This is a genomic window from Pseudomonas sp. FYR_7, assembly GCF_043106155.1.
Lineage (GTDB): Bacteria > Pseudomonadota > Gammaproteobacteria > Pseudomonadales > Pseudomonadaceae > Aquipseudomonas > Aquipseudomonas parafulva_B.
Genome location: NZ_JBICMI010000080.1, coordinates 1 through 26,155, shown reverse-complemented (window position 1 = coordinate 26,155; position 26,155 = coordinate 1). Strand labels below are relative to the sequence as shown.

Sequence of the window (26,155 nt, the reverse complement as noted above, 5' to 3'; positions counted from 1 at the left end):
CCATAAAAAAGGCGCCCTACGGCGCCTTCTTATACGGGCTGAGGTCAGCCGATTGCCTTGGACGCCAACCAGAACAGGCCGGCTGCAAGACCCATCGAGGCAGGCAGGGTTAGCACCCAAGCCATCAGGATGGTCTTCACCGTGCCGCCCTGCAGGCCGCTTTTGTTGGCGACCATGGTGCCGGCAACGCCGGAAGACAGTACATGCGTAGTGGAAACCGGCAGCGCAAACACGTTGGCCATGCCAATGGCGCAGGCCGCGGTGATCTGCGCCGACATGCCCTGGGCGTAAGTCATGCCCTGCTTGCCGATCTTCTCGCCGACGGTCAACACCACGCGGCGCCAGCCAACCATGGTGCCCAGGCCCAGGGCCAGGGCAACGGCCACGATCACCCAGAACGGGGCGTACTCAGTGGTGGCGGTCAGGTCCTTGCGCAGCTTTTCAAGGTCGGACTTTTCACGCGCGTCCAGGCCTGGCAGCTTGCCAACCTTCTTCGCGGTGTCGTCCAGGCACAGCAGGTAACGGCGTACTTCGACACGCTTGTCCGCGTCCAGGGCCCGGTAGTCGGTCACGCCCTGCAGCGAGGATTGCAGCGCGGCGATGGTCGGCTCGGTCTGCTGCGGATTGCAGCTGAACTGCTCAGGCAGGTCACTGGCCTTGGCCTTGCCCAGCGCCAGGAATTCACCCAGCGTGGCAGCGTTGCGCTCGTAGAACTGGCTCATGTGCAACGTGGCATCACGGGTGCGTTCGATCTGGTAGGTGGTGCTGTTCAGGTCGAGCACGAACTTGGCCGGTACGATGCCGATCAATACCAGCATGATCAGGCCAATGCCTTTCTGACCGTCATTGGAGCCGTGCACGAAGCTCACGCCCATGGCCGAAATCACCAGCACCAGGCGATTCCAGAAAGGCGGGTGCTTCTTGTCGTCCAGTTTGCGGCGTTGTTCAGGCGTCTTGTGCATCTTCGACAGCGGGCGCCACCATTTCAGGCCAAGCAGGACCAGCGCAGCCACGGCAAACCCGGCAATCGGCGAAACCACCAGGGACATGGCGATATCGATGGCTTTCTGCCAATTGACGCCGTCACCCAGCGGAATGCCGTTGATGAGCGCGTTGGCCAGGCCCACCCCCAGGATCGAGCCGATCAGGGTGTGCGAGCTGGACGCAGGAATACCGAAGTACCAGGTGCCCAGGTTCCAGGTAATGGCTGCGGCCAGCAGCGAGAAGACCATGGCCAGGCCATGCCCGGTGTTCACATTGATCAGCAACTCTACCGGTAGCAGGTGCACGATGGCGTAAGCCACCCCGACCCCACCCAGCAGAACGCCAAGGAAGTTGAACACGCCGGAGAAGAACACGGCCAGGTGTGGCGGCATGGCTTTGGTGTAGATGACGGTGGCTACCGCGTTGGCGGTGTCATGAAAGCCATTGATGAACTCGAAGGCGAGCACGAAGGTCAAGGCGAGCAGCAGGCTCACCAATACCCAGGCATCCAGTCCGCTGAATAAATCGATCATGAAGGTTGTCTGGCGGTCGTAGGGGGGCCGGATTATGCCAGAAAACGTTGGCAATCGATGCACCCACCGCAGCCGCTGATCATGTCGCGCAGGTCAGAAAACGCCATTCGCAGCCGCAGGTGGGCCGGCATCATCTAAGGCAAATGCATTCAACGTCAGCGAAAAATCAACAAAATACGCGAAAAGGTGATGCCTTTATCGTTTTAAACGGCTGTATGAAATTTGTGAAATTCCGTTACAACCACTGCGCCAGAGCACTCAGGCGCTTTGGGCACCCCTTGCGCAACTTGACGACTGGGCAAAGCACTCAGGGTGCGGCGCTGCGCAATTCCTTCTCCATGCGTTCCAGCTCCTGACTGAATGCCTGGTCGCGCATGTTGGCACGTTTACGCCATGGTTTGCGTTCCGGTTCCGGCTGCGCCGCATAGGTGGTCACTTCGCCGCCATACACATCCTTGAAACGCTCGGCTTGGCGCTCGAGTTCTGCGCGCAATTCTTCTTTTGTCACATGCAGTACCTGAATTGATTTGAAAAGAGGACCGCCCTGTCGGCGTAACCGTTATGCGGTATCGACACGTTAACATGCCAGCGGGATCTACATCGGCGAGTCGTCCAACAAGACGATCGGAGTATATCAACACGCGAACAAGGCTAGCGCGATGGGATTGGCGCGATGGGCAATCAAACACATGTCGAAATTAAGAAAACCTCAACGTATGAAAGTTCGATACCCAACGATGCGAGTCGCACAAACAAAACGGCCCCACCAATTGGCAGGGCCGTTGCCTGGGACTTCTACGGTGGGTACCTGACCAGTCTCTCCAAAGAAGCCACAAGTGGCACTGGAAAGGTATAAGCAAACGTGTCGCCGGTCAATTGCGATTATCGGCCGGTTGTTCGATAATCGCACAAGTCGGCGATTTTTTTGAGGTGTGCGATGAAGGACGTTAAAACAGCCCGTGACGGTGGCCTGCCCGAAACAGCGCGCAGCCCGGCGCCAGCCCTGGCCCCGCCGATCGTGGCATCACCGGCCAAGCGCATTCAGGCGTTCACCGGCGATCCTGACTTCATGACCTCCTTAGCGCGCGGGCTTGCCGTCATCCAGGCATTTCAGGAACGCAAGCGGCACCTGACCATCGCGCAAATCAGCCACCGCACTGAAATCCCCCGGGCAGCCGTGCGCCGGTGCCTGCATACCCTGATGAAGCTGGGGTACGCGACCACCGACGGGCGTACCTACTCCTTACTGCCCAAAGTGCTTACGCTCGGCCATGCGTACCTGTCATCGACACCCCTGGCCATTTCCGCGCAGCCTTACCTGGACCGAATCAGCGACCAGTTGCACGAAGCGGCCAACATGGCGACCCTCGAAGGGGACGATATTCTGTACATCGCCCGCTCGGCGACAGTAGAGCGCCTGATCTCGGTGGACTTGTCTGTCGGTGGGCGCCTCCCGGCGTATTGCACGTCCATGGGCCGCATCCTCCTGGCGGCCATGGACGACACCAGCCTGCGCGAATACTTCGACCGCGCCGACCTCAAGGCGCGCACCAGCCGTACCCTGCACGACGCCCCGTCGCTGTTCGCCTGCATCGAGCAAGTGCGTAGCCAGGGATGGTGCGTGGTCGACCAGGAACTCGAACAGGGGCTGCGCTCGGTTGCCGTGCCCGTCTACGACGCCTCAGGCCAGGTGCTGGCGGCGTTGAACGTCAGTACTCACGTCGGGCGTGTGCCGCGCAGTGAACTGGAACAACGGTTTCTTCCTGTTCTGCTGGAGGCTAGCCAAGAGTTGAGCCATCAGCTGTTTGGTTGAGAATGCATGCTTGCCTGCGGATTATCGGCCCAGCCTACCTGACAAAAGCGTTCGATAATCGCCCATTTCAGTCTTGAGCCAATTGTGGTGGATCCGCCTTTGTCCCTAACCTGATGCCCATTCGGCGGACAGTTGCAGTAACCGATTGTGCCTCTGTCCCCGGCGCCCATGGCCATTGCAGGAGAGGCAAGATGCGCGAGGTGTATATATGTGATGCCGTTCGTACGCCCATTGGCCGATTCGGCGGTGCCTTGGCCGGCATACGGGCTGACGATCTGGCGGCGGTACCACTCAGGGCGCTGATCGCACGCAACTCCAGTGTGGACTGGACGCAACTGGACGAGGTGTTTTACGGCTGTGCCAACCAGGCCGGCGAAGACAACCGGAACGTGGCGCGCATGGCGCTGCTGCTGGCCGGGCTGCCGGAATGCGTGCCGGGCGTCACCCTCAACCGCTTGTGCGCTTCAGGCATGGAGGCCGTTGGCGCGGCGTTCCGCGCCATCGCCAGCGGCGAGATGGAGCTGGCCATCGCGGGCGGCGTGGAGTCGATGTCGCGTGCGCCATTTGTCACGGGCAAGGCACAAAGCGCTTATTCACGCAGCATGCAACTTGAAGACACCACCATTGGCTGGCGTTTCGTCAACCCGCTCATGAAAGCGCAATACGGTGTGGATGCCATGCCGCAAACGGCCGACAACGTGGCTGACGACTACGGTATCTCCCGCGCCGACCAGGATGCGTTTGCCTTGCGCAGTCAGCACAAGGCCGCAGCGGCGCAAGCTGCCGGGTTCTTCGCCGAGGAAATCGTGCCGGTGTGCATCGCGCATAAAAAGGGTGAGACCTGGGTAGAGCATGATGAGCACTTGCGGCCCAATACCACCCTTGAGGCCTTGGCCAAGCTCAACCCCGTCAATGGCGTGGGCAAAACGGTCACGGCGGGCAATGCATCGGGGGTCAACGATGGCGCGGCAGCGATGATCCTGGCATCTGCCGAGGCCGTGCACACCCATGGCCTGACCGCTCGCGCCAAGGTGCTGGGCATGGCCAGTGCGGGGGTAGCCCCGCGGGTCATGGGCATCGGGCCGGTGCCTGCGGTGCGCAAGCTGATCGAGCGACTGGGCATTTCCATCAGCGCCTTCGATGTCATCGAACTCAACGAAGCCTTCGCCAGCCAAGGGCTGGCCGTTCTTCGCGGGCTGGGGGTGGCGGACGATGCGCCCCAGGTCAATCCCAACGGCGGGGCCATCGCCCTGGGCCACCCATTGGGCATGAGCGGTGCGCGCCTGGTGCTGACGGCGCTGCACCACCTTGAGCGCACAGGCGGGCGCAAAGGCTTGGCCACGATGTGCGTAGGTGTCGGCCAAGGGCTGGCGCTGGCAATTGAACGCCTTTGACGAAACCAGCCCGCAGGTGCCTCAGGGATCAGGGCAGCCTCCACCGCCTCGCTGCACCGGATTGCACACCACGCGGAACGACTGTGTAACCAGGTATGTCTAGACTTACCTTGTATCCTCCAGGAGCACGACTGACATGACCACCCCTCACTACACCGGCGAGGAGCGTAGCAAACGCATCTTCGCCATCGTCGGCGCCTCTTCAGGCAACCTGGTGGAATGGTTCGACTTCTATGTCTACGCCTTCTGCGCCATTTATTTTGCCCCGGCGTTCTTCCCCTCCGATGACCCGACCGTGCAGCTGCTCAACACCGCCGGCGTGTTTGCCGCAGGCTTTCTGATGCGGCCTATCGGCGGCTGGATCTTTGGACGCCTGGCCGACCGCCACGGTCGCAAGAACTCACTGATGATCTCGGTACTGATGATGTGCTTCGGGTCCTTGGCCATCGCGTGCCTGCCCACCTACGTCAGCATTGGTACCTGGGCCCCGGCATTGCTGCTGCTGGCGCGCTTGATTCAAGGCCTGTCGGTGGGTGGCGAATACGGCACCACGGCGACCTACATGAGCGAAGTGGCTCTGCGTGGCCAGCGGGGCTTCTTTGCATCGTTCCAGTACGTGACCTTGATTGGCGGCCAGTTGCTGGCAGTATTGGTGGTGGTGATCCTGCAGCAGTTACTGACCGAAGACGAGCTGCGCGCCTGGGGCTGGCGAATTCCTTTCGTGGTCGGTGCGGTCGCTGCCGTTATCTCCTTGATGCTGCGCCGCTCGCTGCACGAAACCAGCAGCGCAGAGACGCGCCAGGACAAGGACGCCGGGAGTATTCGCGGTCTGTTCGGCAATCACCTGGCGGCCTTCATCACGGTGCTGGGCTATACCGCCGGCGGCTCGCTGATCTTCTACACCTTTACCACCTACATGCAGAAGTACCTGGTCAACACGGCCGGCATGACCGCCAAGCACGCCAGCTACGCAATGACTGGGGCGCTGTTCCTGTTCATGGTGATGCAGCCGTTCTTCGGCATGTTGTCCGACCGCATTGGCCGGCGTAACTCCATGCTGCTGTTCGGCGCGCTGGGCACGGTGTTCACGGTGCCATTGCTCATGGCGCTCAAGACGGTCAGCAGCCCATTCATGGCGTTCGTGCTGGTGAGCCTGGCGCTGTGCATCGTCAGCTTCTACACCTCCATCAGCGGCCTGGTGAAGGCCGAGATGTTCCCACCCCAGGTACGGGCATTGGGCGTGGGGCTTGCGTATGCGGTGGCCAACGCCATGTTTGGCGGGTCAGCGGAGTACGTGGCTTTGGGCCTCAAAACCCTGGGCATGGAGAACACGTTCTACTGGTACGTGACGGCAATGATGGCCGTTGCCTTCCTGTTCAGCCTGCGCTTGCCAAAACAAGCCAAGTACCTGCACCACGATCATTGAGGGCCGACACAGGACGTCAGGCTCGGTGGGCCGTCTGCTGTGACGGGACGGCCTGCCGGCGATGTCAGTGTCGCATGGCCTTACGCACCGCCACGGGGCCGGCGGCGCGCTCGACCTGACGCTTGAGCGAAGGGCACAGGCCCATCAGGAACGCCGCCTCGGCCACCACGAACAGCGGCCCGATGATCAAGCCGCTGATGTCATCGACGAACGCTGGCTTGCGCCCCTCGTAGTGGTGACCGACGAACTGAATGATCCAGCCCACCACGAACGCCCCCACGCCTATCGACAGCCACAGCGCCGTGGTCTGCACCGCCAGCAGGCGACCCAGCCACAGACACAGGCCCAGCAGGACGCCCATCACCAGCCCGAAGCGAAGCTCAAGACGCAGGTAGAACCAGGTAGCCGCCGCCGAGACAAACAGGGCAGGGGATAACCAGATGCCGCCCAGGGACACGCCTGGCCGCGACAACAGAATGGCCACGGACAGGACGATCAAGGGTATGCCGACGAAATGGGTGACGATATTGCGTGGGTCGCGGTGATAGCCCGCGTAACGGATCAGGTGCTCGGCGAGGGTGTTCATGGTGCTGCCTCCTGGTGGGCTTGCCGGGGTGTGCCCGATATAGCTCAGGATAGCTGTGGTCACCATCATCATCAGCCTGGCGAATGCCAAGGCCGCGCCTTGCTCACCACCCACCGCGTCTGTTGGGGCCTGGCCGGTGGTGAGCAAGCGGGCGGGTATCAGCCGCGGGGCGTCTGTACCGAGGCCTGTTGGCTGGCCTGCCCGGTGCGCTCGTACCAGCCACCACCGAGCGCCTTGTACAGGTTGACCTCGCTGGTCAACTGCGAAAGGCGGTCACCGATCAGCGCCTGCTGCGCACTGAACAGGTTGCGCTGGGCGTCGAGGAAGGTCAGGTTGCTGTCGATGCCGATACGGTAACGACGCTCGGCCAGGCGGTAGTAGTCCTGGTTGGCTTGCACCAGGTCTTGCTGGGCCTGCAATTGCTCCTCGAAGGTCTTGCGCGCGGCCAGCCCGTCGGACACTTCCTGGAACGCAGTTTGAATGGACTTCTCGTAGCGGGCGACGTTGATGTCCTTCTGGATTTTGGCGTAATCCAGGCTCGCTTTCAGGCTCCCGGCGGTGAAGATCGGCAGGTTGATCTGCGGCTGGAACAGCCAGGTGCCCGACCCCCCCTTGAACAGCCCGTCCATGTCAGTGCTCAAGGTGCCTGCATTGGCCGTGAGGCTGATGCTGGGGAAGAAGGCCGCGCGGGCAGCGCCGATGTTGGCGTTGGCCGCCTTGAGCAGGTGCTCGGCCTCCTGGATGTCAGGGCGGCGCTGCAACAGGTCCGACGGCAGGCCCGCCGGTACCTCGGCCAGCTGATCGGCATCCAGGCGCAGCGGCTCAGGCAGGTTGGTGGGGATGCTGGTACCCAGCAGGACGGTCAGGCTGTTCACGTCCTGGGCAACCAGGCGCTGGTACTGCGAGTACTTGACCCGGGCACCTTCGACAGCCGTGCGGGCCTGGCTCAGGTCCAGCGCCGACGCCACGCCCACCTCGTTGCTGCGGCGGGTGAGGTTGTAGCTTTCCTGATAGTTCTTCAGGGTTTCCTCGGTCAGCTTGAACAGCGCCTGGTCGGCCTGCCAGGTGTAGTAGGCGTTTGCCACGCTCGCTACCAGGCTGATCTGGGTGGAGCGACGCGCCTGCTCGCTGGACAGGTAGGTCTCCAGCGCCTGCTCCGACAGGCTGCGCACGCGGCCGAACAGGTCGAGTTCATAGGCACTGACGCCCAGGGTCGCCGAATACTGGCTGGTGATGTCCGACTGGCCCGTCTGCGACATGTTCGCCGGGATGCGCTGGCGGCTGCCGCTGCCGTTGGCCGATACCGCCGGGAACAGGTCCGCACGCTGGATGCGGTACTGAGCGCGGTAGGCGTCGATGTTCAGCGCCGCGACGCGCAGGTCCCGGTTGTTGACCAGTGCGGTCTGGATCAGTTGCTGCAGCGCCGGGTCGTTGAAGAACTGCCGCCAGCCCTGTTCGGCGGCAGCGACGTCCGCCGATTGGGTAGGCGAGTAGGCCGGGCCTTGCGGCCACTGGGCAGCCACCGGTGCTTCCGGAGTCTGGTAGTCGGGGATCAGCGAGCAGCCGCCGAGAATGAAAGCGGTGACTGCCAGGGACAACAAAGACTTGGTCATTGCCCAGCCTCATAACGTGGAGTTTCAGGGGTGTCATCTTTTTTCGGCTCTTTGCTGCCGAACAGCGACGACACTGCGACGAAGAACAACGGTACCCAGAAGATGGCTAGTACGGTCGCACTGATCATGCCGCCGATCACGCCGGTACCAATGGCGTGCTGGCTGCCGGCGCCGGCGCCGCTGGCGATGGTCAACGGTACCACGCCGAGGATGAAGGCCAGCGAGGTCATGATGATCGGACGCAAACGCATGCGGCACGCCTCGATCGCCGCGTCGTACAGGCTGCGGCCCTGCTCGTGCAATTCCTTGGCGAACTCGACGATCAGAATGGCGTTCTTGGCCGCCAGGCCGATGGTGGTCAAAAGGCCGACCAGGAAGTACACGTCATTGGACAGCCCGCGCAGGCTGGTAGCGATCAACGCACCAATGATGCCCAGTGGCACCACCAGCACCACGGCGATCGGGATCGACCAGCTTTCGTACAGCGCTGCCAGGCACAGGAACACGAACAGCAGCGACAGGGCGAACAGGGCCGGCATTTGCGAACCGGAGAGCTTCTCCTCGTAGGACATGCCCGTCCAGGAGAACCCTACGCCGCTTGGCAGTTCACCCGCGATGCGCTCGACCTCGGCCATGGCCTCACCGGTACTGTAGCCAGGTGCAGGGGCACCGAGGATTTCCATGGCTTCCACGCCGTTGTAGCGCGAAAGCTTGGGCGAGCCGTAGGTCCATTCACCTTTGGCGAAGGACGAGAACGGCACCATTTCGCCGTCGGCGTTGCGCACATACCACTTCTGCAGGTCTTCCGGGCTCATCCGGGCATTGGCTTCGCCCTGGATGTAGACCTTCTTGACCCGGCCGCGGTCGATGAAGTCGTTGACGTAGCTGGCACCGAAGGCAATCGACAGGGTGTTGTTGATGTCCGAGATGGTCACGCCCAGGGCGCTGGCACGCTCGTCATCGATGGTCAGCTGGTACTGCGGCTCGTCGTTCAGGCCGTTGGGGCGTACACCGCTGAGCACCTTGCTCTGCGAAGCCTTGGCCAGGAACTGGTTGCGAGCCTCCATCAGCTTGGCATGGCCGACACCGCCGCGGTCTTGCAGGAATACGTCGAAGCCGGTGGCGTTACCCAGCTCGAGCACCGCTGGCGGGGCGAACGCGAAGACCATGGCGTCGCGGAAGCTGAAGAAGTGCTGCTGCGCCCGCTGGGCGAGGCCGAATACGCTATTTTCCGCCGTACGCTCACCCCAGGGCTTGAGCATGATGAACGCCATGCCCGAGCTCTGGCCGCGGCCGGCGAAGTTGAAGCCGTTGACGGTGAATACCGAGGACACCGTGTCGGCTTCGTCCTTGAGCAGGTATTCGCGCATCTGGTCGACCACTGCCTGGGTACGCTCGGCACTGGAACCGGCCGGCGTCTGGACCTGGGCAAACAGTACACCCTGGTCTTCCTCGGGCAGGAACGCAGTCGGAATGCGGGTGAACAGGAAAATCATGCCAGCCACGATCAGGGCATAGGCCAAGAGGAACGGAATCTTGTTGCGCAGGATGGCCCCCACGCTGCGCTCGTAACCGTTGACGCTGCGATCGAAGTTGCGGTTGAACCAGCCGAAGAACCCGCCCTTGGCCTCATGGTGCTGGCCCTTTTTCAAAGGCTTGAGCATGGTGGCGCACAGCGCCGGGGTGAAGACCAGCGCCACCAGCACCGACAGGCCCATGGCCGAGACGATGGTGATGGAGAACTGACGGTAGATCACACCGGTGGAGCCGCCGAAGAACGCCATGGGCAGCAATACGGCCGACAACACCAGGGCGATACCCACCAGCGCGCCCTGGATCTGCTCCATGGATCGCTTGGTGGCTTCCTTGGGCGGCAGCCCTTCTTCGGACATCACCCGCTCGACGTTTTCCACCACCACGATGGCATCGTCCACCAGCAGGCCGATGGCCAGCACCATGGCGAACATGGTCAAGGTGTTGATGCTGAAACCAGCGGCGGCAAGGATGCCGAATGTGCCCAGCAATACCACCGGTACGGTCATGGTGGTGATGACGGTGGCGCGGAAGTTCTGCAGGAACAGGTACATCACCAGGAACACCAGCACGACGGCTTCGATCAGGGTATGGATAACCCCGCTGATCGATTCGGTGACCACCGGCGTGGTGTCATACGGGAATACCGCCTTGACCCCTGGCGGGAAGAACGGCTCCAGGTCGGCAATGGTCTGGCGCAAGGCCTTGGCCGTGTCCAGTGCGTTGGCGCCCGTGGCCAGCTTGACGGCCAGGCCCGAGGCGGGCTTGCCGTTGAACTGGGCGCTGACGGCGTAGTTCTCGCCGCCCAGGCTGACCTGGGCGACATCACCCAGGCGGACCTGGGAGCCATCGTTGTTGACCTTGAGCAGGATCTTCTCGAACTGCTCGGCAGTCTGCAGGCGGGTCTTGCCGATGATGGTGGCGTTGAGCTGCGTCCCAGGCATGGCAGGCAGGCCGCCGAGCTGGCCGGAGGACACCTGTACGTTCTGGGCTGCCACGGCGGTCTTGACGTCCACCGGGGTGAGTTGGAACTTGTTCAACTTGGCCGGATCGAGCCAGATGCGCATGGCGTACTGGGCGCCGAACACCTGGAAGTCACCCACACCGGCCGTCCGCGAGATCGGGTCCTGCATGTTGGAGACGATGTAGTTGGCCAGGTCGTCCTTGGTCATGCTGCCGTCTTCGGATACCAGGCCGATCACCATCAGGAAGTTCTTCACGGCCTTGGTGACGCGGATACCCTGTTGCTGCACTTCCTGCGGCAGCAGGGGGGTGGCCAGGTTGAGCTTGTTCTGCACCTGAACCTGGGCGGTGTCGGGGTTGGTACCCTGCTCGAAGGTGGCGGTAATGGTCATGCTGCCATCGGAGTTACTTTCCGACGACACATAGCGCAGGTTGTCGATACCGTTGAGCTGCTGCTCGATCACCTGCACCACGGTGTCCTGCACGGTTTGCGCCGAAGCGCCCGGGTAGGTCACGGCAATGGCGATGGCCGGTGGGGCAATGCTGGGGTACTGGTTGATCGGCAACTTCAGGATCGACAAGGCGCCGACCAGCATGATCACCAAGGCGATCACCCAGGCGAAGATCGGGCGATCAATAAAGAACTTCGACATGGTTTACTCCGCTTTGGCGTCTGCTTTCGCTGCGTTGCCCTGGTTCGGGCTGTCCGGCTTCTTGACGTTGGTGGCTTCGCTGACCTTGACCTCGGCGCCTGGGCGCACGTACTGCAAGCCTTCGGTGATCAGGCGGTCGCCTGGGTTGAGGCCTTCCTCGATCAGCCAGTCGCTGCCCACGGTCCGGCTGGCCTTGAGCTGGCGCAGTTCGACCTTGTTGTCCTTGTTGACCACCAGCGCGGTAGGGGCGCCCTTGAGGTCGCGCGTCACGCCCTGCTGCGGTGCCAGGATGGCGTTGGCGTTCACGCCGGCCTTGAGCCGTGCATGCACGAACATGCCAGGCAGCAACGTGTGGTCAGGGTTGGGGAAAATGGCACGCAGGGTGACCGAGCCGGTGGTTTCGTCCACGGCCACTTCGGAGAACTCCAGGCGGCCTTCCTGCTTGTACAGGGTGCCGTCTTCGAGCACCAGTTGCACGGACGCTGCGTTGTCGCCGGCGCGCTGCAGTTGGCCGCTTTCCAGCTCGCGCCGCAGCTTGAGCAGCTCGGCGGTGGATTGGGTCACGTCCACGTAGATCGGGTCCAGTTGCTGGATGGTGGCCATGGCATTGGTCTGGCCGCTGTTGACCAGCGCACCTTCGGTTACCGCCGAACGACCGATGCGGCCACTGATGGGGGCCAGGACCTTGGTGTAGCGCAGGTCGATCTGCGCACTCTTGAGCGAGGCCTCGGCTTGCAGGCGCTTGGCATTGGCGTCGTCGTATTCCTGCCGGGAAACCGCCTGCTCCTCGATTAGCTGCTTGTAGCGATCAGCCAGAGAGCGGGTAGCCTGCAGGTCCGCCTGGGCCTTGCTCAGGTTGGCTTCATACACGGCCGGGTCGATCTGATACAGCTGCTGGCCCTGCTTGACCTCGCTGCCTTCCTTGAACAGGCGCTTGAGGATGATCCCGTTGACCTGTGGACGAACTTCGGCGATCCGGTAGGCATTGGTGCGGCCCGGCAGCTCGGTGGTCAAGGTGAAGGCTTGCGGCTGTAGGGTCACTACACCGACTTGAGGCGCCTGCTGCTGCTGTTGCTGCTGCTGCGCGGCTTGGTCTTCTTTATTGCAGCCACTGAGCAGGGTTGCGAGGGCTACGGCTGAAACCAGGGCGGTAACGGCTGGCTTGAATTGCATGAGAATCCTCGGATCGCAGGAGCAGGGAGACGCTCAAGAGTAATGGAATGTCTTGATCTGGATAAATGGCTATCCGGTGGATAAATAGCTTGCTAAGGAATATACTTACATTCATGGTTGTTTGTAAATACCGCCGGGTTGTCCATGGCTACCGCCACAGCCCTTGATTAGCTTGATCCGCCAGGTGCCCCCAAGAGGCGCCCCGGAGCCTTCCCGCACGCGTCGCCGCGTTCGGGCCAGATGAGGTTGTACTGCCATGGTCCGTCGAACCAAAGAGGAAGCCCAGGAAACCCGCGCCCAGATCATCCAGGCGGCGGAAAGGGCTTTCTACAAGCGCGGGGTTGCGCGAACCACCCTCGCGGACATCGCCGAACAGGCGGGCGTCACGCGAGGTGCAATCTACTGGCACTTCAATAACAAGGCCGAACTGGTGCAGGCACTGCTCGACAGCCTGCATGAAACCCATGACCATCTTGCACGCGCCAGCGAAAGCGAAGACGAACTCGACCCGCTCGACTGCATGCGCAAATTGCTGCTGCAAGTGTTCAACGACCTGGTGCTCGACGCCAGGACACGCCGTATCAATGAGATTCTGCATCACAAGTGCGAGTTCACCGATGACATGTGCGAAATCCGCCAGCAGCGCCAGGTGGCGGTAGTGGACTGCCATACAGGCATTACCCTGGCCTTGGCCAATGCCGTGCGCCGCGGCCAACTGCCGGTGGAACTGGATGTGGAGCGGGCCGCGGTGGCCATGTTTTCCTACGTCGACGGGTTGATCAGGCGTTGGCTGTTGTTGCCCGACAGCGTGGACCTGCTGGGCAACGCCGAGAAATGGGTCGACGCCGGGCTGGATATGCTGCGCTTGAGCCCGGCGATGCGCAAATGAGACTTTGTGAAGGTTTGTGAGGGCTTGATTCTCAGGGGACGGGCCAGTGATCCGCACCTGAGCCTACCTGCGTGCCACCTCAGTGCCCGCGCAGTGGCCGATCAGGCAGCAACACCGCCACCACCAGTGCAATGACGCCAACCCCTGCGCTGGCCATCAACAGATGCCGGAACGTGACCGCCAGGTGTGCCTGCAGTCCGGGGCTCACTGGGTTGGCCTTGAAAGTCCCTATCAGCGGATTGTCCAGCAACGCCAGCCCGCCTTGGTGCAGCAAGGCCAGCAACAGGCTCGACATGCACGCCACGCCCATGGCGCCACCGAGGGACCGAAACAGGTTGGTGGTGCTGGTGGCGACCCCCATGTCCTGGATCTGCACGGCATTCTGTGTGCCTACCAGTGACGTCGGGAACTGCATCCCGCACGCGATTCCTGTCAGCAGCATGAACAGTGCACTGGCCAGTCCGGCCTGTGGCGGGGTGATCGCCAAGGCCAGGATAGACACGGGCATCAGCAGGGCGCCAACCAGGATCTGCGGCTTGTAGCGGCCAAGCCGCGTTGTCAGTCGTCCTGCGGTAAAAGCACCGATGGGTAACCCCATGGCCAACGGCAGCAGATGCAAGGCGGCGCTGTCGGCACCGGCACCGGTGAGGCCTTGGTAGCGCAAGGGCATCAGCATGGTCAGGGAAATGGCCTGGAAACTGGCGAAGAAAATCACCCCCCAGCACAGCACCGCGGCGCGATTATTGAATAGCTTCAACGGCAGCAGTGGCTCGACGCAGCGACGCTCCTGGAGGATGAACATGGCCATGGCGACCACGGTGCAGGTGATCAGGCCCAGCACGCTGGGGGCCGTCCAGGCCTGCCCCTGGCCGACCAGGGTGATGCCGAGCAGCAGGCTGCCCAGCCCCACGATCAGCAGCAGCGCGCCCGGGTAATCCACTTGTGCGGGCCGATGCTGCACGGGCAGACCGGCCAGAGCGCGCTGGATAGCCCATAGCGCGGCGATGCCCAGCGGCAGGTTGATCCAGAATACCCAGCGCCAGGACAGGTACTCGGTCAGCCAGCCGCCCAGTACCGGCCCCGCCACGCTGGCCAGGGCATACATGCTGCTGAAATAGCCCTGATAACGCCCACGTTCGCGCGGGGGCACGAAGTCGCCGATGATCGCCTGGCTCACCGATACCATGCCGCCGGCGCCGATGCCTTGCAGCACTCTGGCCAGGACCAGTTGCGGCATGTCCTGAGCCAGCGCACAGCCGATCGAGGCGACGGTGAACACGCCAATCCCGGTCAGGATCATGCGACGCCTTCCATAGAGATCGCCCAGCTTTCCGTAGATCGGCACGGCCACGGTCATGGCTACCATATAGCCGGAAATGACCCAGGCCAGCAGACCGACATCGTTGAACTGCGCGGAAATCGCAGGCAATGACACTGCCACGATGGTTTGATCCAGCGCGCCGAGAAAGATGGCCAGCATCAAGGCGGTCAGGATCTGGCGCAGGGCAATCGCGGGCAGGGCAGGGGGCACGGCAATTCCTTGTTTTTGAGCAGTTAAAGCATGGCAGTGTAACCTGAGTTACGTAGCTTCCTATGTACTCTGGGCATTGCCTATGCACGATCGGCATCAGAGCATTCATCCAGCAAAGGCTGGCCCCGTGATATCTTTGGTATGCCAATCCCGCTCTAAACCCCTGTTTGCACCAGCTTGGTGCGACCTCTCGGGGGTTAATCGGATTCCCCTGGCTCCTACACCTTTATTCCTCTGCCTGCATGTGGAGCATGACCCCGAATTGAGTGGTCCATGAATTGTGCAGGTACGCCTGATACAGAGGCCGGTAGTTACCGTTCAGAAATTTCTACAATTGCGGAGTGATCATGCCCAAGGCTTCCCACCAAGATCTGCGTATTGCCTTCCGCGAGCTGCTCGCTTCAGGTTCTTGCTACCACACCGCCTCGGTGTTCGACCCCATGTCTGCGCGTATTGCCGCAGACCTGGGTTTTGAGGTCGGCATCCTTGGAGGGTCGGTGGCATCGTTGCAGGTACTGGCTGCGCCGGATTTTGCCCTGATCACACTCAGCGAATTCGTCGAGCAGGCCACGCGAATTGGTCGCGTAGCCCAATTGCCGGTACTGGCAGACGCTGACCACGGATACGGCAATGCGCTTAACGTGATGCGCACGGTCACGGAGCTGGAGCGCGCCGGTGTGGCGGCGTTGACGATCGAAGATACGCTCTTGCCGGCCCAGTTCGGCCGCAAGTCCACCGACCTGATATCGGTAGAAGAAGGCGTGGGCAAAATTCGCGCGGGGCTTGAGGCGCGCGTCGATTCGTCCCTGTCGATCATCGCCCGTACCAACGCTGGCGTGCTGAGCACCGAGGAAGTGATCGTGCGGACCCAGAGCTACCAGAAAGCGGGTGCTGACGGCATCTGCATGGTAGGGGTGAAGGACTTCGACCAGCTCGAACAGATCGCCAGCCACCTGACCGTACCCTTGATGCTGGTGACCTACGGTAATCCCAACCTGCACGACGACGAGCGCCTGGCAAGCCTTGGCGTGCGCATCGCCGTCGACGGTCACGCGGCTTACTTCGCCGCCATCAAGGCGACGTACGACTGCCTGCGCCAGCAGCGTGGCCAGCAGCACAAGTCCGATAACTTGAGCGCCACCGAGCTTTCGCATACCTACACCCAGCCCGAGGACTACATCCGCTGGGCCAAGGAATACATGAGCGTCGAAGAGTAAGCGGGCGCTTACAGGTCCCGGTCCCAGGCCGGTTCCTCCTCAAAGCGCTGGACGAGAAAGTCCAGCAGGGTGCGCAAGGTCGCCGGCATGTGCTTGCGTGAGGTATAGACCGCCGTCAGGTCCAGGGCCTGCGGCCTGGCCTCGGGAAGCAGGCGCACCAGTTCTGCGCTGCGCAGGGCGGCGGCCGCCTGGTAGGACGGGAGCAAGGCGATGCCGGCCCCTGCTGCTACGGCCCTTTGCAAAGTCAGGGATTCGTTGGCACTGATGTTGCCCTTGACCGGCACCGCAACCGGTTGGCCGTCGACCTCGAATTGCCACACGCCATTGCCGTAATAGCTGTGTGTCAGGCAATTGTGGTGCGCCAGGTCCTCGACCCGCTCGGGCGTGCCGTGTTCGGCCAGGTAGGCGGGCGCGGCGCAGATCACCGAGCGGCATACGCTCAGGCGGCGGGCAACCAGGCTGGGGTCCAGGTCATTGCTGTTGCGGATGGCCAGGTCGATGCGTTCGTCCACCAGGTTCACGGTGCGATCGAGCATCTGCAGATCGACTTTTACCAAGGGGTACTGGCGCACGTAGGCGGCCACGGCATCGGCCAGCTGCGCCTGTCCAAATGACGTACTGACGCTGATACGCAATGTCCCTCGCGGTGTCTGGTCTTGCTGTTGTACGGCCCCCTGCAGTTCGCTGGCCAGCTCCAGCAATTGCCTGCAGCGCGGCAGGATGTCCTGGCCCGCGGCAGTGAGGCTGAGCCGGCGCGTGGTGCGCTGCATCAACCGCGCCCCCACCCACGCTTCGAGCTGTGCCAGGTACCGAGAGATCACGGGCCGCGAGAGCAGCAGGTGCTCGGCCGCCGCCGACTGACTGCCAAGGTCCACGACCGTGACGAAAACGCGCATAGCGGTTAGACGATCCATCATTTGCCCGATTTTAGAAACAAACCATGTGCAAGCATGGCATTTTTCTGCAGGGTATCGCCCCTTAAGCTCCCAGGCATTCCCATTCTGACGGATGCCTGCGATGACACTGCTTTCTCCCTTGCGTGGCCTGGTGCTCGGATGCCTGGCCTGTGCCGCCCCACTGCTGGCAGCCGCCCCCCTGCAACTGGACGTTTACAACCCTGGCGCCGATGCGCCGTTCGCGGTCAGCTCCGTGATCGTAAGCGGTCAACGTGACGCCGTGTTGATCGATGCACAATTTGGCAATGACCACGCCCGGCAACTGGTGCAGCGACTGCGCGCCAGTGGCAAGCGCCTGACGACGATCTACATCAGCCAGGGCGACCCCGATTACTACTTCGGCCTGGCAACCCTGACCCAGGCGTTCCCGGACGCCGAGGTAGTGGCCTCGGCCGCCACTGTCGAACACATCCGCAACACCATGGAGGCCAAACTGGCGTACTGGGGGCCTGAAATGGGGGCGGACAAACCTGAACGGCTGGTGCTGCCCAAGGCGCTGGCAGGCAACCGTCTGCTGCTCGAGGACCAAGTGCTGGAGGTGCGCGGCCTCGAAGGACCGCAGCCAGACCGCAGCTTTGTCTGGATACCTTCGATCAAGGCAGTGGTTGGCGGCGTCGTGGTTTCGCAGAACATTCATGTGTGGATGGCCGACACACAATCGGCACCCTCGCGTGCCCATTGGCTGCAAACCCTGGCGGACATCCAGGCACTTGCGCCGCAAACCGTGGTGCCCGGCCACTTTGTCGGTGCCAGTGATTACTCACCGCAGTCCGTTGGCTTTACCGCCGATTACATCCGCACCTTCGAGGCGCAGGCGCGAGTGGCAAGGGATGCGGCGGCGCTGGTCGAGGCCATGAAACGACACTATCCGGGGTTGGGCGATCAGAGTGCGCTTGAGCTCAGCGCCAAGGTGGCCAAGGGCGAGATGCAATGGCCGCTTCAGTGACTGTGCGCGTTACGCTATGCAGCGCTGCGGTGACCTTGTTGTCGCTACACCGCGCTTGACCGCAGCCGGGCCATGTCACGAATAGGCGGGGCGCCGTAGAGGCGGCTGTACTCACGGCTGAATTGCGAAGGGCTCTCGTAACCCACCCGATAGGCCGCCACAGCGGCCTCCAGGCCATCGTTGAGCATCAGGCGCCGGGCTTCCTGCAAGCGCAGTTGTTTCTGGTACTGCAGCGGGCTCATCGAAGTCACCGCCTTGAAACGATGGTGCAGGGTAGAAACGCTGAGGTTGACCTCGCGGGCCAGGTCCTCGATGCGCAGTGGCCGCTGGTAGTTGTCGTTGAGCCAGCTGATGGCCTGGCACACGCGGTGGGTCTGGCTATTGGCCAAGGCAATTTCGTACAGCCGGTAGCCCTGCGGGCCGCGCAGCAGGCGGTAGAGAATCTCTCTGCGCACCAGCGGGGCCAGCATGGCGATGTCGCGTGGCGTGTCGAGCAGGCGCAGCAGACGCAGCAAGGCATCGAGCAGCGCGCCGTCGGTTTTTTCCACATACAGGCCGCGCCCATAGGGGCGATTGGGTACCAGCATCGGACCGCTGTCGGCGATCAGCTGGCTGATCTCGGCAGGGTCCAGGTCCATGCGCAACCCCAGGCTAGGGCGCTGCGGGCTGGCGTCGAGCTTGACCGCGCTCAGGGGCAAGGTGACCGACACCACCATGTAGTGCAGCGGGTCGTAGGCGTACTGTTCGTCCCCGAGAAACAAGCTCTTGCTGCCTTGGGCCAGAATGCACAGCGCAGGTTGCGCCAGGGTGGGTACGGAACGAATGTTCTCGGTGTAGCGCACCAGGAAAAGGTTGTCGATGGCTGAGGCCGGCCCATAGGGGTCGCCTGCATGGCGAGCGATCAAGTCGGCCAGCTCCTGGCGCTGAACCTCCAGGTGCGGATCTAGGGACGGGGCGATGGGCATGGGGCTTTCCTCTGCTGACCGACGCAGCATAGGTTTGGGCAATCGTCGAAGCTAGTCGAATACTGCAGATCGATTGCCTGATCCTGCCGCGTTGCAGAATCAGGCAATCGGTGTGCAGTAATGGCCTAACGCGCAGACGCGCCCAGGCCCTAGCCTTGCAAGCCAGGTATTGGACTGCTTGAGGGAGATTGTGCAATGAGGCTACAACAACCGGTCACCCATCTTGCCTTGATTCGGGCCAGCAGCGGGCGCTCGGCCGAACTCGGCGCACGCTTGCGCGACCTGTTGGTGCCGTCGCTGGATACCCCGGGTTGCCTGAGCTTTTCGGTGCAGCGCTCGCAGGCCGATGACGACTTGTGGTTATTGAGCGGTAGCTGGCAGGATCAGCAGGCGATGAATGGTTACTTCGCTTCGCCAACGCTCAATGTGTTCGGTGAGTTGGTGCAAGCCCAGGTGGTGAGCAGCCTGGATCTGCACACGTTCGGCTGAGCCGGTGCTGCGGGCGCCCAGGCCAGTGATTGGCGCGTCAACGAGCCAGTGGGTACCATCTCGGTTTCACTCACAAGGCGTATGGCAAAGATGGCACGTAGAGAGTTTCCCCAGTACGAAGCCGTGTCGGCAATGGTGCCGGCCGAAGGCGGTGGCTACCACGCAGCCATTGCCGTGAAGGCCATTGGCATGGGCGGCGCACCGCGCTTTCACAAGGTGCTCGATGGGCAAGTATTCAAGGGCGCCGTGGCTGCCGACGAGGCGGCCACGGGCCAGTTGCAACGCCTGCAAGGGGTCAGCGAGGCGGGTGAGCTGATCTGGTGATCAGGCTTTGGGCCTGGGCATCTTGAACAGGTTGCCCAGCTCGAAGTAGTCCGCCGGCCCACCGCCACGCAGGATGGGCTCGGCTGCCGCGGTGTCGTAGATGCCGTCCTTGAGCAGGCGCTCGGCGATGTGCACCGCCACCACCTCGCCCAGGATCAACCAGCTGGGTACCAGTGCCTGGTCGGCGCGCTGCAGTTGCACGATCTGCGTCACCTTGCATTCGAACGCCACGGGGGTTTCCCCTACCCGTGGCACCTTCACCACGCTCGAGGGTGTGGCCGTCAGACCGCTGAGGTCGAACTCGTTCACCTCCGGCGCTACAGCAGAGCAGCTCAGGTTCATCTGATCGGCCAAAGGGCGGGTGGCCAGGTTCCAGACGAACTCACCGGTTTGCTCGATATTGTTCAGGCTGTCTTTGCGCCCGACGCTGCAGAAACCGATGATCGGTGGAATGTAGTTGAAGGCGTTGAAGAAGCTGTAAGGCGCGAGATTCAGACGGCCTTGCTGGTCCTGCGAGGATATCCAGCCGATCGGGCGAGGGCCGACGATGGCGTTGAAGGGATCATGGGGCAGGCCATGGCCTTTGGCGGGTTCGTAGTAATACATCTGCGCTGGGCTTGCCGGCCCACCTCCTGGTTTGAGAGGCGACCAGTGTGCCAAGGCTGAGGCCAACTGGGAATGCTGGAGCCCGGCGAAAGCCGGGCTGGATGCGCATGGTTGCTATCAGCTGATGCAATGAGCGTTGGTGCGGTCGAAGCCGTCTTCGGCGAAGCGTTGGCCGCCGGTGCGGTCAAAGCCATCCTCGGCATAGCCGGTGGCTTGAGCGGGCGCTGCCGCGAAGGTATGCGCATGGGTGCGATCGAATCCATCTTCGGCGGATGCGCCTGCGGCAAATGCGCAAAGGGCGAGGGTCAGGATGAGTTTGCTTTTCATGGGGATGCTCCAGTAAGTGGGTTGTCTCGATAAATTTAATGTTACGCCGATTAATGCGATTAAAAAGCGCTAAAAATAGTCCTTAATGATCGGTTTATTCGATTGTTTTGGGTGCGCAGCTGGATTGGTATGTAGCCAATCAGTGGGTTCGCACAGCAGGTACTTGCGCTGGTGCTGAGGGATGCAATATGCCGGGGTGTGATTAATAGGCCATTAAGCCAAGCGCGTCTGATGAACGTCGTGCCAGTGCGGGCGGCGTGGAGGTGCAAGCTGGGCCTGCAAGGAAGGGCTGGCGCCTGGATAATCCAACCAGGCTCGGGGTGTCCAAACGCAATCGGGCGCCCTTTAGGCGCCCGAAGCAGTGCTAAGCGTGGGATGGCTTAGTCAGTGGTGATACGCGAATGCTGCTTGGTGTCCTTCATGGTGGCGTACACCAGCAGCGAGCAGGCGATGCAGCCTGTGACGTACCAGTAGAAACCGCTTTCCATGCCGGCGCTCTTGAACCACAAGGCCACGTATTCGGCCGTACCGCCGAAGATGGACACGGTCAAGGCGTAGGGCAGACCAACGCCCAGGGCACGGATCTCGGTCGGGAACAGTTCAGCCTTCACCACTGCGTTGATCGAGGTGTAGCCGCTGACGATGATCAACGCCGCCATGATCAGGAAGAACGCGCCCCACCAGGTCTGGATGGTATGCAAGGTGCTGAGGATCGGCACCGTGAACAGCGTACCGAGCACCCCGAAGGCAATCAGAATAGGGCGCCGGCCGATCTTGTCCGACAGCCCACCCACCAAAGGTTGCAGGCACATGAACAGGAACAGCGTCGCGGCAGAGATAGTGGTCGAATCGCTGATGCTCATCCCGACTGTATTGACCAGGTATTTCTGCATGTAGGTGGTGTAGGTGTAGAAGGCCAGGGTACCGCCCATGGTCAGGCCGACCACGGTCAGCAGTTCCTTGGGGTGGCGCATCAAGGTGCGCATCAGGCTTTCCTTGGCTTTCTCCTTCTTGGTGAACGACGCGGTTTCTTCCATGCCCCGTCGCAGGTAGAGGGCAACCACCGCACACAGGGCACCGATCACGAACGGCACGCGCCAGCCCCAGGCGTACAGTTGCTCGGTGGTCAGGGTCTGTTGCAGAACGATCAGGACCGCCAGGGCGATGAGCTGGCCCGAGATCAGCGTCACGTATTGGAAGCTGGAGAAGAAGCCCCGACGCTCCTTGCTCGCCATTTCACTCAGGTAGGTGGCCGAGGTGCCGTATTCACCCCCCACCGACAACCCTTGCATCAAGCGAGCGACCACCAGCAGGACCGGCGCTGCCACACCGATGGTTTCATAGCCGGGGGTGAGGGCAATCACCAGCGAGCCTGCGCACATCAGCAGCACCGAGGCCATCAGTGCAGCCTTGCGCCCCTTGCGGTCGGCATACATGCCCATCAGCCAGCCACCAATCGGGCGCATCAAAAAGCCCACGGCAAAGATGGCAGCGGTATTGAGCAGTTGAGCCGTGGAATCGCCGGCCGGGAAGAAAGCCTTGGCGAAATACAGCGAGAACGCTGCATAGACGTACCAGTCGTACCATTCGACCATGTTGCCGATCGAACCGCTGAAGATCGATTTGAGGCGACTGGCAGTGGTTCTTGGCGCGGCAGGCGTTGCGGCCGCCCCGTTAGGCAGGGAGGTAGCGTTATCCATCAGGGACACCTTCTCATTGTTGTTGTGAAAGCGCGCAGGGCGCAGCTTGCAGGGGCTTTTGCAGAAGGTGTGCCAAAACGAAGCGCGATTGCTTCATCCGGGTGCACGCTGACGTGGAACCCGTATGGATCATGGCGTTGAGCAGAAGTTGAGATGCACTCAGTACGGCGTGCGCGCAAAGGCGGTTCACCTATATAAGCAAGATTCCGCTCATCAGTGCGTAGATGTAGGCGAGTTTCCGCTTATGGCGCGTTGACGAATTCGTCCCGCACCAGCCCATGGCGCTGCATTTTCTCGTTCAAGGTACGGCGGGGCATTTGCAGGTCCTGCATCACCGCCTTGATCTCGCCGGCATGTTGGCGCAGGGAAGCACGCAGGCACTGCGCCTCGAATGCTTCCACGCGCTCAGCCAGCGACTGCCCGACAGGCGCCTGTTCTGGCATGGGCGAACCGAGCCCCAGCACGTGGCGCTCCGCCGCGTTGGCCAGTTCACGCACGTTGCCTGGCCAATCATGGGTCAGCAGTTGCGCCAACTGCTGACCCGACTGGGGCAGGGCTGTGCGGCCGATTCGGGACGCGGCTGCCTGCGCGAAGTGCTCGAATAACAGGACGATGTCTTCCCGTCGTTCGCGCAAAGGCGGCAGGCGCAACTCTGCAACATTCAGGCGGTAGGCCAAGTCCTCGCGAAAGCGGCCGGCCCGGGCTTCATCGAACAGGTCGGGCTTGGTGGCAGCGATGATGCGCAGGTCCACGCCGATGCTCTGGTTCGCGCCCAGGCGCTCGATCTTCTGGTCCTGGATCACGCGCAGCAATTTGGCCTGTTGCGCCAGGGGCATGCTTTCGATTTCATCGAGAAAGACCGTGCCGCCATCGGCGTATTCCAGCCTGCCGATGCGTTTGCCCTGGGCGCCGGTGAAGGCGCCGCTTTCATGGCCGAACAGCTCGGCCTCGAACAAGGCTTCGGGAATGGCGGCGCAGTTGAGCGCGACGAAAGGTTTGCTGGCGCGTGGGCCAAAGTCGTGCAGGCAGCGGGCGACCTGCTCCTTGCCGCTGCCGGTTTCGCCGCGAATCAGCACGTTCACCGGCAAGGCGGCCAGGTCCAGCACTTGCCGGCGCAACTGCTGCATACCCGGTGATACCCCAAGCAGCGTGGCTTCAAGCCGCGTCCTGAGGTCTGCCTGCTGATGCAGGCGTCGATTTTCCAGCACCAGCTGGCGCTTTTCCAGCGCGCGGCGAAGGCTGCCGAGCAGGTGCTGTGGAGTGAAGGGCTTTTCCAGGAAGTCGTAGGCGCCGCTGCGCATGGCCTCGACCGCCATGGGTACATCACCGTGACCGGTCAGCAGGATCACGGGCAGGTCCGGATCGTTGGCCTGCAGCCGTTCGAGCAGTTGCAGGCCGTCCATGCCAGGCATGCGCACGTCGCTGATGATCACGCCTGGATAGTCCTGGCCGATGTGCGCCATGCCCTCATCGGCACGGGCAAAGACCTGGACTTCGAAGCCTGACAGGCTCAGCCATTGCTCGACGGCCGTACGAATACTGGCTTCATCGTCTATGACCATCACTGAGTTCAACATGCAGGCTCCTGATCGCGAGGCAAGGTGATGCTAAGGCGCGCGCCGCCCGGTACGTTTTCGGCCAGCAGTTGCCCACCGGCGTCGTGCACGATGCCATAGGAGATCGCCAGGCCCAAGCCCAGGCCATCACCTACGGGCTTGGTGGTGAAGAAAGGGTCGAAGATCCTGGGCAGGTCCTCGGCTGCGATACCACCCCCTGAATCGAGCACGCTCAGGCGCCAATGCTGCGCATCGGGCTCGATGCGGATTTCCAGCCGCCGGTAGCGCTTGTCTGCCATCGCGTCCAACGCGTTGCTCAGAAGGTTGATCAGCACCTGTTCCAGGCGGATGGCATCGCCGCGCACCCACGCCGGACGCGCCAGGTACAGGGCCAATTGCACGTCCAGGGCATGCAGGCGCGCCTGCAACAGGTCCAGCGCCTGGTCGACCACGCCGGCCAAGTCCAGGCGCTCGCGCAAGCCGCCTGGGCTGTTACGGGCAAACGTCTTCAGGTGCCCGGTCAGCGACGCCATGCGCGTCAACATCTGCTCCAGTGGTTCCAGGGCCTGACGAGCCTCGTCGTAGCGCCCGTGGTCCAGCAGCAGCTTCAGGGTTTCCAGCTGCATGCGCTGGGTCGTGAGGGGCTGGTTGATTTCGTGCGCCATGGCGGCGGACATCTGCCCCAGGGCCGCCAGCTTGGCCGTTTGCACTAGCCCCTCCTGGGCCGTGCGCAGCTCGCGGGTGCGTTCCTCGACCTGGCGCTTGAGCTCCTCGCGGCTGCGTTGGCGCAGGCGTGACAGGCGCAGGCGCTGGCTGACCAGCAAGGCGGCGAATACCAGGCTCAGCCATACCGCTGCAGCACCCAGGCCGGCATTGCGCGCGTCGGTTCCCACCTGGGGCTTGCGCAGCAGGTGCAGGGTCCATTGCTCGCTTTCCAGCGGCAGGCTTTCCCACAAGAACTCGGTCTCGCCTTGTGGGGCCTGCACCCGGCTGAGGGTGCTGTTTTCAGCGAAACGCGTCAGCACCTGGTGCATCAGCGGTATCAACGGGTGCTTGTCGTACTGACGGGTCTGCGCCAGTTCGGCCCGGTCAGCGCCGTCCAATGGGCGCAGTTCCCGGTAACGCCAGCCGTCCTGGTTGGCGATGAAGGTAATGCCACGGGCATCGCTGACCAGCAATATGTCGCTGCCCTGGCGCCACTCGCGCTCAAGCTCGGGAAATTCCAGCTTGACCACCATGGCGCCGAGAAAGCGACCCTGTTCGTCGTTCACCGCGCTGGACAGAAAGTAGCCGGGTACCCCGCTGGTCACGCCAACGGCATAGAAGCGGCCATTACCCAGGCTGCGGGTTTGCTTGAAATAAGGGCGAAAGCCGTAGTTGGAACCCACATAGCTGGTGGGTAGCCGCCAGTTGCTGGCTGCCACCGCCAGCCCGTTGCGGTCGAGCAGTTCGAGGGTGGAAGAGTTGGCTGCACCGTTGATGCGCTCGAGCTTGCGGTTCAGGGCATCCTGGGTTCGCGCCTGGATCGGGCCGCGCAAAGCGTCGATCAGTTCCGGGTCCAGGGCCAGTACTGCAGGCAGGGCCCGATAGCGGTCGATGAGGGTGTGCAAGGCATTGGCATACAGCCCCAGTTGCTGGCTGGCCTGGCGGGCGTCCGCTTCCATGGCCTGGCGTTTGGCCTGGTGCATGGCCCAGCTGGCACAGAGGACGGTACCCAGCACGATCACCAGGGTGATCAGCCCCAGACGCAGGGCGCGAAAGGAAAAAGGCATTGGGAGCAGATCCGCGTGGGTGGGGAAGGAGCCTGCTTTGGCGAAACCGGAGCGCTGCACCGCCGCCCCGGTCTGTCCGCGAAAAGGCCGTCAAGGGTCCTGATGCTGTTCACTTAAGCGTGTTGGGGCCGTTTCACGGCCCATCGCGGCGCAAGGCCGCTCCCACAATGCTCAGTGAGCCCGCTAACTCAAGCGTCACGCAGGCA

At 62.4% G+C, this 26,155-nt stretch carries 21 protein-coding genes and 1 pseudogene; 8 read left to right on the top strand and 14 right to left on the bottom strand.

Annotation, left to right across the window (positions count from 1 at the left end):
- Nucleotides 1-44: 44 nt before the first annotated feature.
- Both ACF8R3_RS20695 and ACF8R3_RS20690 read right to left on the bottom strand, forming a co-directional pair.
- Nucleotides 45-1,517 (bottom strand): inorganic phosphate transporter, encoded by a 1,473-nt coding sequence (locus ACF8R3_RS20695; protein WP_058603246.1) that lies wholly within the window; start codon nt 1,515-1,517, stop codon nt 45-47.
- A gap of 307 nt (nt 1,518-1,824) precedes the next feature.
- Nucleotides 1,825-2,025, bottom strand: a complete 201-nt coding sequence (locus ACF8R3_RS20690; protein WP_196141401.1) for a hypothetical protein — start codon at nt 2,023-2,025, stop codon at nt 1,825-1,827.
- A gap of 429 nt (nt 2,026-2,454) precedes the next feature.
- Between ACF8R3_RS20690 and pcaR the strand changes: the two genes are divergently transcribed.
- The 3 genes from pcaR to ACF8R3_RS20675 all read left to right on the top strand — a co-directional run bounded on the left by pcaR (nt 2,455) and on the right by ACF8R3_RS20675 (nt 6,150).
- Entirely contained in the window at nt 2,455-3,330 is an 876-nt protein-coding gene (pcaR, locus tag ACF8R3_RS20685) for a pca regulon transcriptional regulator PcaR (protein WP_230375064.1), read from the top strand.
- A 191-nt stretch (nt 3,331-3,521) separates the two neighbouring features.
- Nucleotides 3,522-4,724 carry a 3-oxoadipyl-CoA thiolase gene (gene pcaF / locus ACF8R3_RS20680; protein WP_392516076.1) on the top strand — a complete coding sequence of 401 codons (1,203 nt, stop codon included), beginning with the start codon at nt 3,522-3,524 and terminating at the stop codon, nt 4,722-4,724.
- A gap of 136 nt (nt 4,725-4,860) precedes the next feature.
- A complete protein-coding gene (locus ACF8R3_RS20675) occupies nt 4,861-6,150 on the top strand; it encodes an MFS family transporter (RefSeq protein WP_196126413.1) in 1,290 nt (429 codons plus the stop codon).
- A gap of 64 nt (nt 6,151-6,214) precedes the next feature.
- Here ACF8R3_RS20675 and ACF8R3_RS20670 read toward each other — a convergent pair whose 3' ends face one another.
- The 4 genes from ACF8R3_RS20670 to ACF8R3_RS20655 all read right to left on the bottom strand — a co-directional run bounded on the left by ACF8R3_RS20670 (nt 6,215) and on the right by ACF8R3_RS20655 (nt 12,671).
- The gene (locus ACF8R3_RS20670) at nt 6,215-6,736 is read right to left on the bottom strand and encodes a DUF962 domain-containing protein (protein ID WP_078478063.1); all 522 of its coding nucleotides are present in this window, start codon (nt 6,734-6,736) and stop codon (nt 6,215-6,217) included.
- Between the two features lie 158 nt (nt 6,737-6,894).
- Nucleotides 6,895-8,349, bottom strand: a complete 1,455-nt coding sequence (locus ACF8R3_RS20665) for an AdeC/AdeK/OprM family multidrug efflux complex outer membrane factor (RefSeq protein WP_058637117.1) — start codon at nt 8,347-8,349, stop codon at nt 6,895-6,897.
- A complete protein-coding gene (gene ttgB / locus ACF8R3_RS20660; protein ID WP_144964826.1) occupies nt 8,346-11,498 on the bottom strand; it encodes a multidrug efflux RND transporter permease subunit TtgB in 3,153 nt (1,050 codons plus the stop codon). The genes ACF8R3_RS20665 and ttgB overlap by 4 nt, the downstream gene beginning before the upstream one ends.
- Before the next feature lie 3 nt (nt 11,499-11,501).
- Complete coding sequence (locus ACF8R3_RS20655) at nt 11,502-12,671, bottom strand: efflux RND transporter periplasmic adaptor subunit (RefSeq protein WP_058603240.1); 1,170 nt, start codon at nt 12,669-12,671, stop codon at nt 11,502-11,504.
- 256 nt (nt 12,672-12,927) lie between these two features.
- Here ACF8R3_RS20655 and ttgR point away from each other — a divergent pair, with 256 nt between their 5' ends.
- Complete coding sequence (gene ttgR, locus ACF8R3_RS20650; RefSeq protein ID WP_058603239.1) at nt 12,928-13,560, top strand: efflux transport transcriptional regulator TtgR; 633 nt, start codon at nt 12,928-12,930, stop codon at nt 13,558-13,560.
- Between the two features lie 79 nt (nt 13,561-13,639).
- Here the strand turns inward: ttgR and ACF8R3_RS20645 are convergent, their stop codons facing one another.
- Complete coding sequence (locus tag ACF8R3_RS20645; protein WP_392516075.1) at nt 13,640-15,091, bottom strand: MDR family MFS transporter; 1,452 nt, start codon at nt 15,089-15,091, stop codon at nt 13,640-13,642.
- 347 nt (nt 15,092-15,438) lie between these two features.
- Here ACF8R3_RS20645 and ACF8R3_RS20640 point away from each other — a divergent pair, with 347 nt between their 5' ends.
- Complete coding sequence (locus ACF8R3_RS20640) at nt 15,439-16,308, top strand: oxaloacetate decarboxylase (protein WP_058603237.1); 870 nt, start codon at nt 15,439-15,441, stop codon at nt 16,306-16,308.
- 8 nt (nt 16,309-16,316) lie between these two features.
- Here the strand turns inward: ACF8R3_RS20640 and ACF8R3_RS20635 are convergent, their stop codons facing one another.
- Nucleotides 16,317-17,222, bottom strand: a complete 906-nt coding sequence (locus ACF8R3_RS20635; RefSeq protein ID WP_058637225.1) for a LysR family transcriptional regulator — start codon at nt 17,220-17,222, stop codon at nt 16,317-16,319.
- Between the two features lie 103 nt (nt 17,223-17,325).
- On the opposite strand from ACF8R3_RS20635, the gene ACF8R3_RS20630 reads away from it, so the two are divergent.
- Nucleotides 17,326-18,210, top strand: coding sequence for an MBL fold metallo-hydrolase (locus ACF8R3_RS20630; RefSeq protein ID WP_058637114.1), 885 nt, complete (start codon nt 17,326-17,328; stop codon nt 18,208-18,210).
- 44 nt (nt 18,211-18,254) lie between these two features.
- On the opposite strand, the gene ACF8R3_RS20625 is transcribed toward ACF8R3_RS20630, so the two are convergent.
- On the bottom strand, nt 18,255-19,175 hold the full coding sequence (locus ACF8R3_RS20625) for an AraC family transcriptional regulator (protein ID WP_058637113.1): 921 nt from the start codon (nt 19,173-19,175) through the stop codon (nt 18,255-18,257).
- 195 nt (nt 19,176-19,370) lie between these two features.
- Between ACF8R3_RS20625 and ACF8R3_RS20620 the strand changes: the two genes are divergently transcribed.
- On the top strand, nt 19,371-19,664 hold the full coding sequence (locus ACF8R3_RS20620) for an antibiotic biosynthesis monooxygenase family protein (RefSeq protein WP_058637112.1): 294 nt from the start codon (nt 19,371-19,373) through the stop codon (nt 19,662-19,664).
- A gap of 81 nt (nt 19,665-19,745) precedes the next feature.
- Nucleotides 19,746-19,988, top strand: a complete 243-nt coding sequence (locus tag ACF8R3_RS20615) for a hypothetical protein (RefSeq protein WP_058637111.1) — start codon at nt 19,746-19,748, stop codon at nt 19,986-19,988.
- Here ACF8R3_RS20615 and ACF8R3_RS20610 read toward each other — a convergent pair whose 3' ends face one another.
- The 5 genes and pseudogenes from ACF8R3_RS20610 to ACF8R3_RS20590 all read right to left on the bottom strand — a co-directional run bounded on the left by ACF8R3_RS20610 (nt 19,989) and on the right by ACF8R3_RS20590 (nt 25,949).
- Nucleotides 19,989-20,594 carry a flavin reductase family protein gene (locus ACF8R3_RS20610; protein ID WP_058637110.1) on the bottom strand — a complete coding sequence of 202 codons (606 nt, stop codon included), beginning with the start codon at nt 20,592-20,594 and terminating at the stop codon, nt 19,989-19,991.
- Between the two features lie 138 nt (nt 20,595-20,732).
- Nucleotides 20,733-20,921 (bottom strand): annotated as a pseudogene (locus tag ACF8R3_RS20605) (heme utilization protein); the annotation flags it as partial.
- 380 nt (nt 20,922-21,301) lie between these two features.
- Entirely contained in the window at nt 21,302-22,621 is a 1,320-nt protein-coding gene (locus tag ACF8R3_RS20600; RefSeq protein WP_058603230.1) for an MFS transporter, read from the bottom strand.
- A gap of 242 nt (nt 22,622-22,863) precedes the next feature.
- Nucleotides 22,864-24,198 (bottom strand): sigma-54-dependent transcriptional regulator, encoded by a 1,335-nt coding sequence (locus tag ACF8R3_RS20595; protein WP_392516074.1) that lies wholly within the window; start codon nt 24,196-24,198, stop codon nt 22,864-22,866.
- Nucleotides 24,192-25,949: an ATP-binding protein gene (locus tag ACF8R3_RS20590; RefSeq protein WP_058637106.1), complete on the bottom strand. Its 1,758-nt coding sequence runs from the start codon at nt 25,947-25,949 to the stop codon at nt 24,192-24,194. Before ACF8R3_RS20590 ends, ACF8R3_RS20595 begins: the two co-directional genes overlap by 7 nt.
- Between the last annotated feature and the right edge of the window lie 206 nt (nt 25,950-26,155).

What these genes read in the sequence shown, in the direction of transcription:
- ACF8R3_RS20695 (WP_058603246.1), bottom strand. Translation starts at nt 1,517, where the DNA reads ATGATCGATTTATTCAGCGGACTGGATGCCTGGGTATTGGTGAGCCTG.
- pcaR (WP_230375064.1), top strand. Translation starts at nt 2,455, where the DNA reads ATGAAGGACGTTAAAACAGCCCGTGACGGTGGCCTGCCCGAAACAGCG.
- pcaF (WP_392516076.1), top strand. Translation starts at nt 3,522, where the DNA reads ATGCGCGAGGTGTATATATGTGATGCCGTTCGTACGCCCATTGGCCGA.
- ACF8R3_RS20675 (WP_196126413.1), top strand. Translation starts at nt 4,861, where the DNA reads ATGACCACCCCTCACTACACCGGCGAGGAGCGTAGCAAACGCATCTTC.
- ACF8R3_RS20670 (WP_078478063.1), bottom strand. Translation starts at nt 6,736, where the DNA reads ATGAACACCCTCGCCGAGCACCTGATCCGTTACGCGGGCTATCACCGC.
- ACF8R3_RS20665 (WP_058637117.1), bottom strand. Translation starts at nt 8,349, where the DNA reads ATGACCAAGTCTTTGTTGTCCCTGGCAGTCACCGCTTTCATTCTCGGC.
- ttgB (WP_144964826.1), bottom strand. Translation starts at nt 11,498, where the DNA reads ATGTCGAAGTTCTTTATTGATCGCCCGATCTTCGCCTGGGTGATCGCC.
- ACF8R3_RS20655 (WP_058603240.1), bottom strand. Translation starts at nt 12,671, where the DNA reads ATGCAATTCAAGCCAGCCGTTACCGCCCTGGTTTCAGCCGTAGCCCTC.
- ttgR (WP_058603239.1), top strand. Translation starts at nt 12,928, where the DNA reads ATGGTCCGTCGAACCAAAGAGGAAGCCCAGGAAACCCGCGCCCAGATC.
- ACF8R3_RS20640 (WP_058603237.1), top strand. Translation starts at nt 15,439, where the DNA reads ATGCCCAAGGCTTCCCACCAAGATCTGCGTATTGCCTTCCGCGAGCTG.
- ACF8R3_RS20635 (WP_058637225.1), bottom strand. Translation starts at nt 17,222, where the DNA reads ATGGATCGTCTAACCGCTATGCGCGTTTTCGTCACGGTCGTGGACCTT.
- ACF8R3_RS20630 (WP_058637114.1), top strand. Translation starts at nt 17,326, where the DNA reads ATGACACTGCTTTCTCCCTTGCGTGGCCTGGTGCTCGGATGCCTGGCC.
- ACF8R3_RS20625 (WP_058637113.1), bottom strand. Translation starts at nt 19,175, where the DNA reads ATGCCCATCGCCCCGTCCCTAGATCCGCACCTGGAGGTTCAGCGCCAG.
- ACF8R3_RS20620 (WP_058637112.1), top strand. Translation starts at nt 19,371, where the DNA reads ATGAGGCTACAACAACCGGTCACCCATCTTGCCTTGATTCGGGCCAGC.
- ACF8R3_RS20615 (WP_058637111.1), top strand. Translation starts at nt 19,746, where the DNA reads ATGGCAAAGATGGCACGTAGAGAGTTTCCCCAGTACGAAGCCGTGTCG.
- ACF8R3_RS20610 (WP_058637110.1), bottom strand. Translation starts at nt 20,594, where the DNA reads ATGTATTACTACGAACCCGCCAAAGGCCATGGCCTGCCCCATGATCCC.
- ACF8R3_RS20600 (WP_058603230.1), bottom strand. Translation starts at nt 22,621, where the DNA reads ATGGATAACGCTACCTCCCTGCCTAACGGGGCGGCCGCAACGCCTGCC.
- ACF8R3_RS20595 (WP_392516074.1), bottom strand. Translation starts at nt 24,198, where the DNA reads ATGTTGAACTCAGTGATGGTCATAGACGATGAAGCCAGTATTCGTACG.
- ACF8R3_RS20590 (WP_058637106.1), bottom strand. Translation starts at nt 25,949, where the DNA reads ATGCCTTTTTCCTTTCGCGCCCTGCGTCTGGGGCTGATCACCCTGGTG.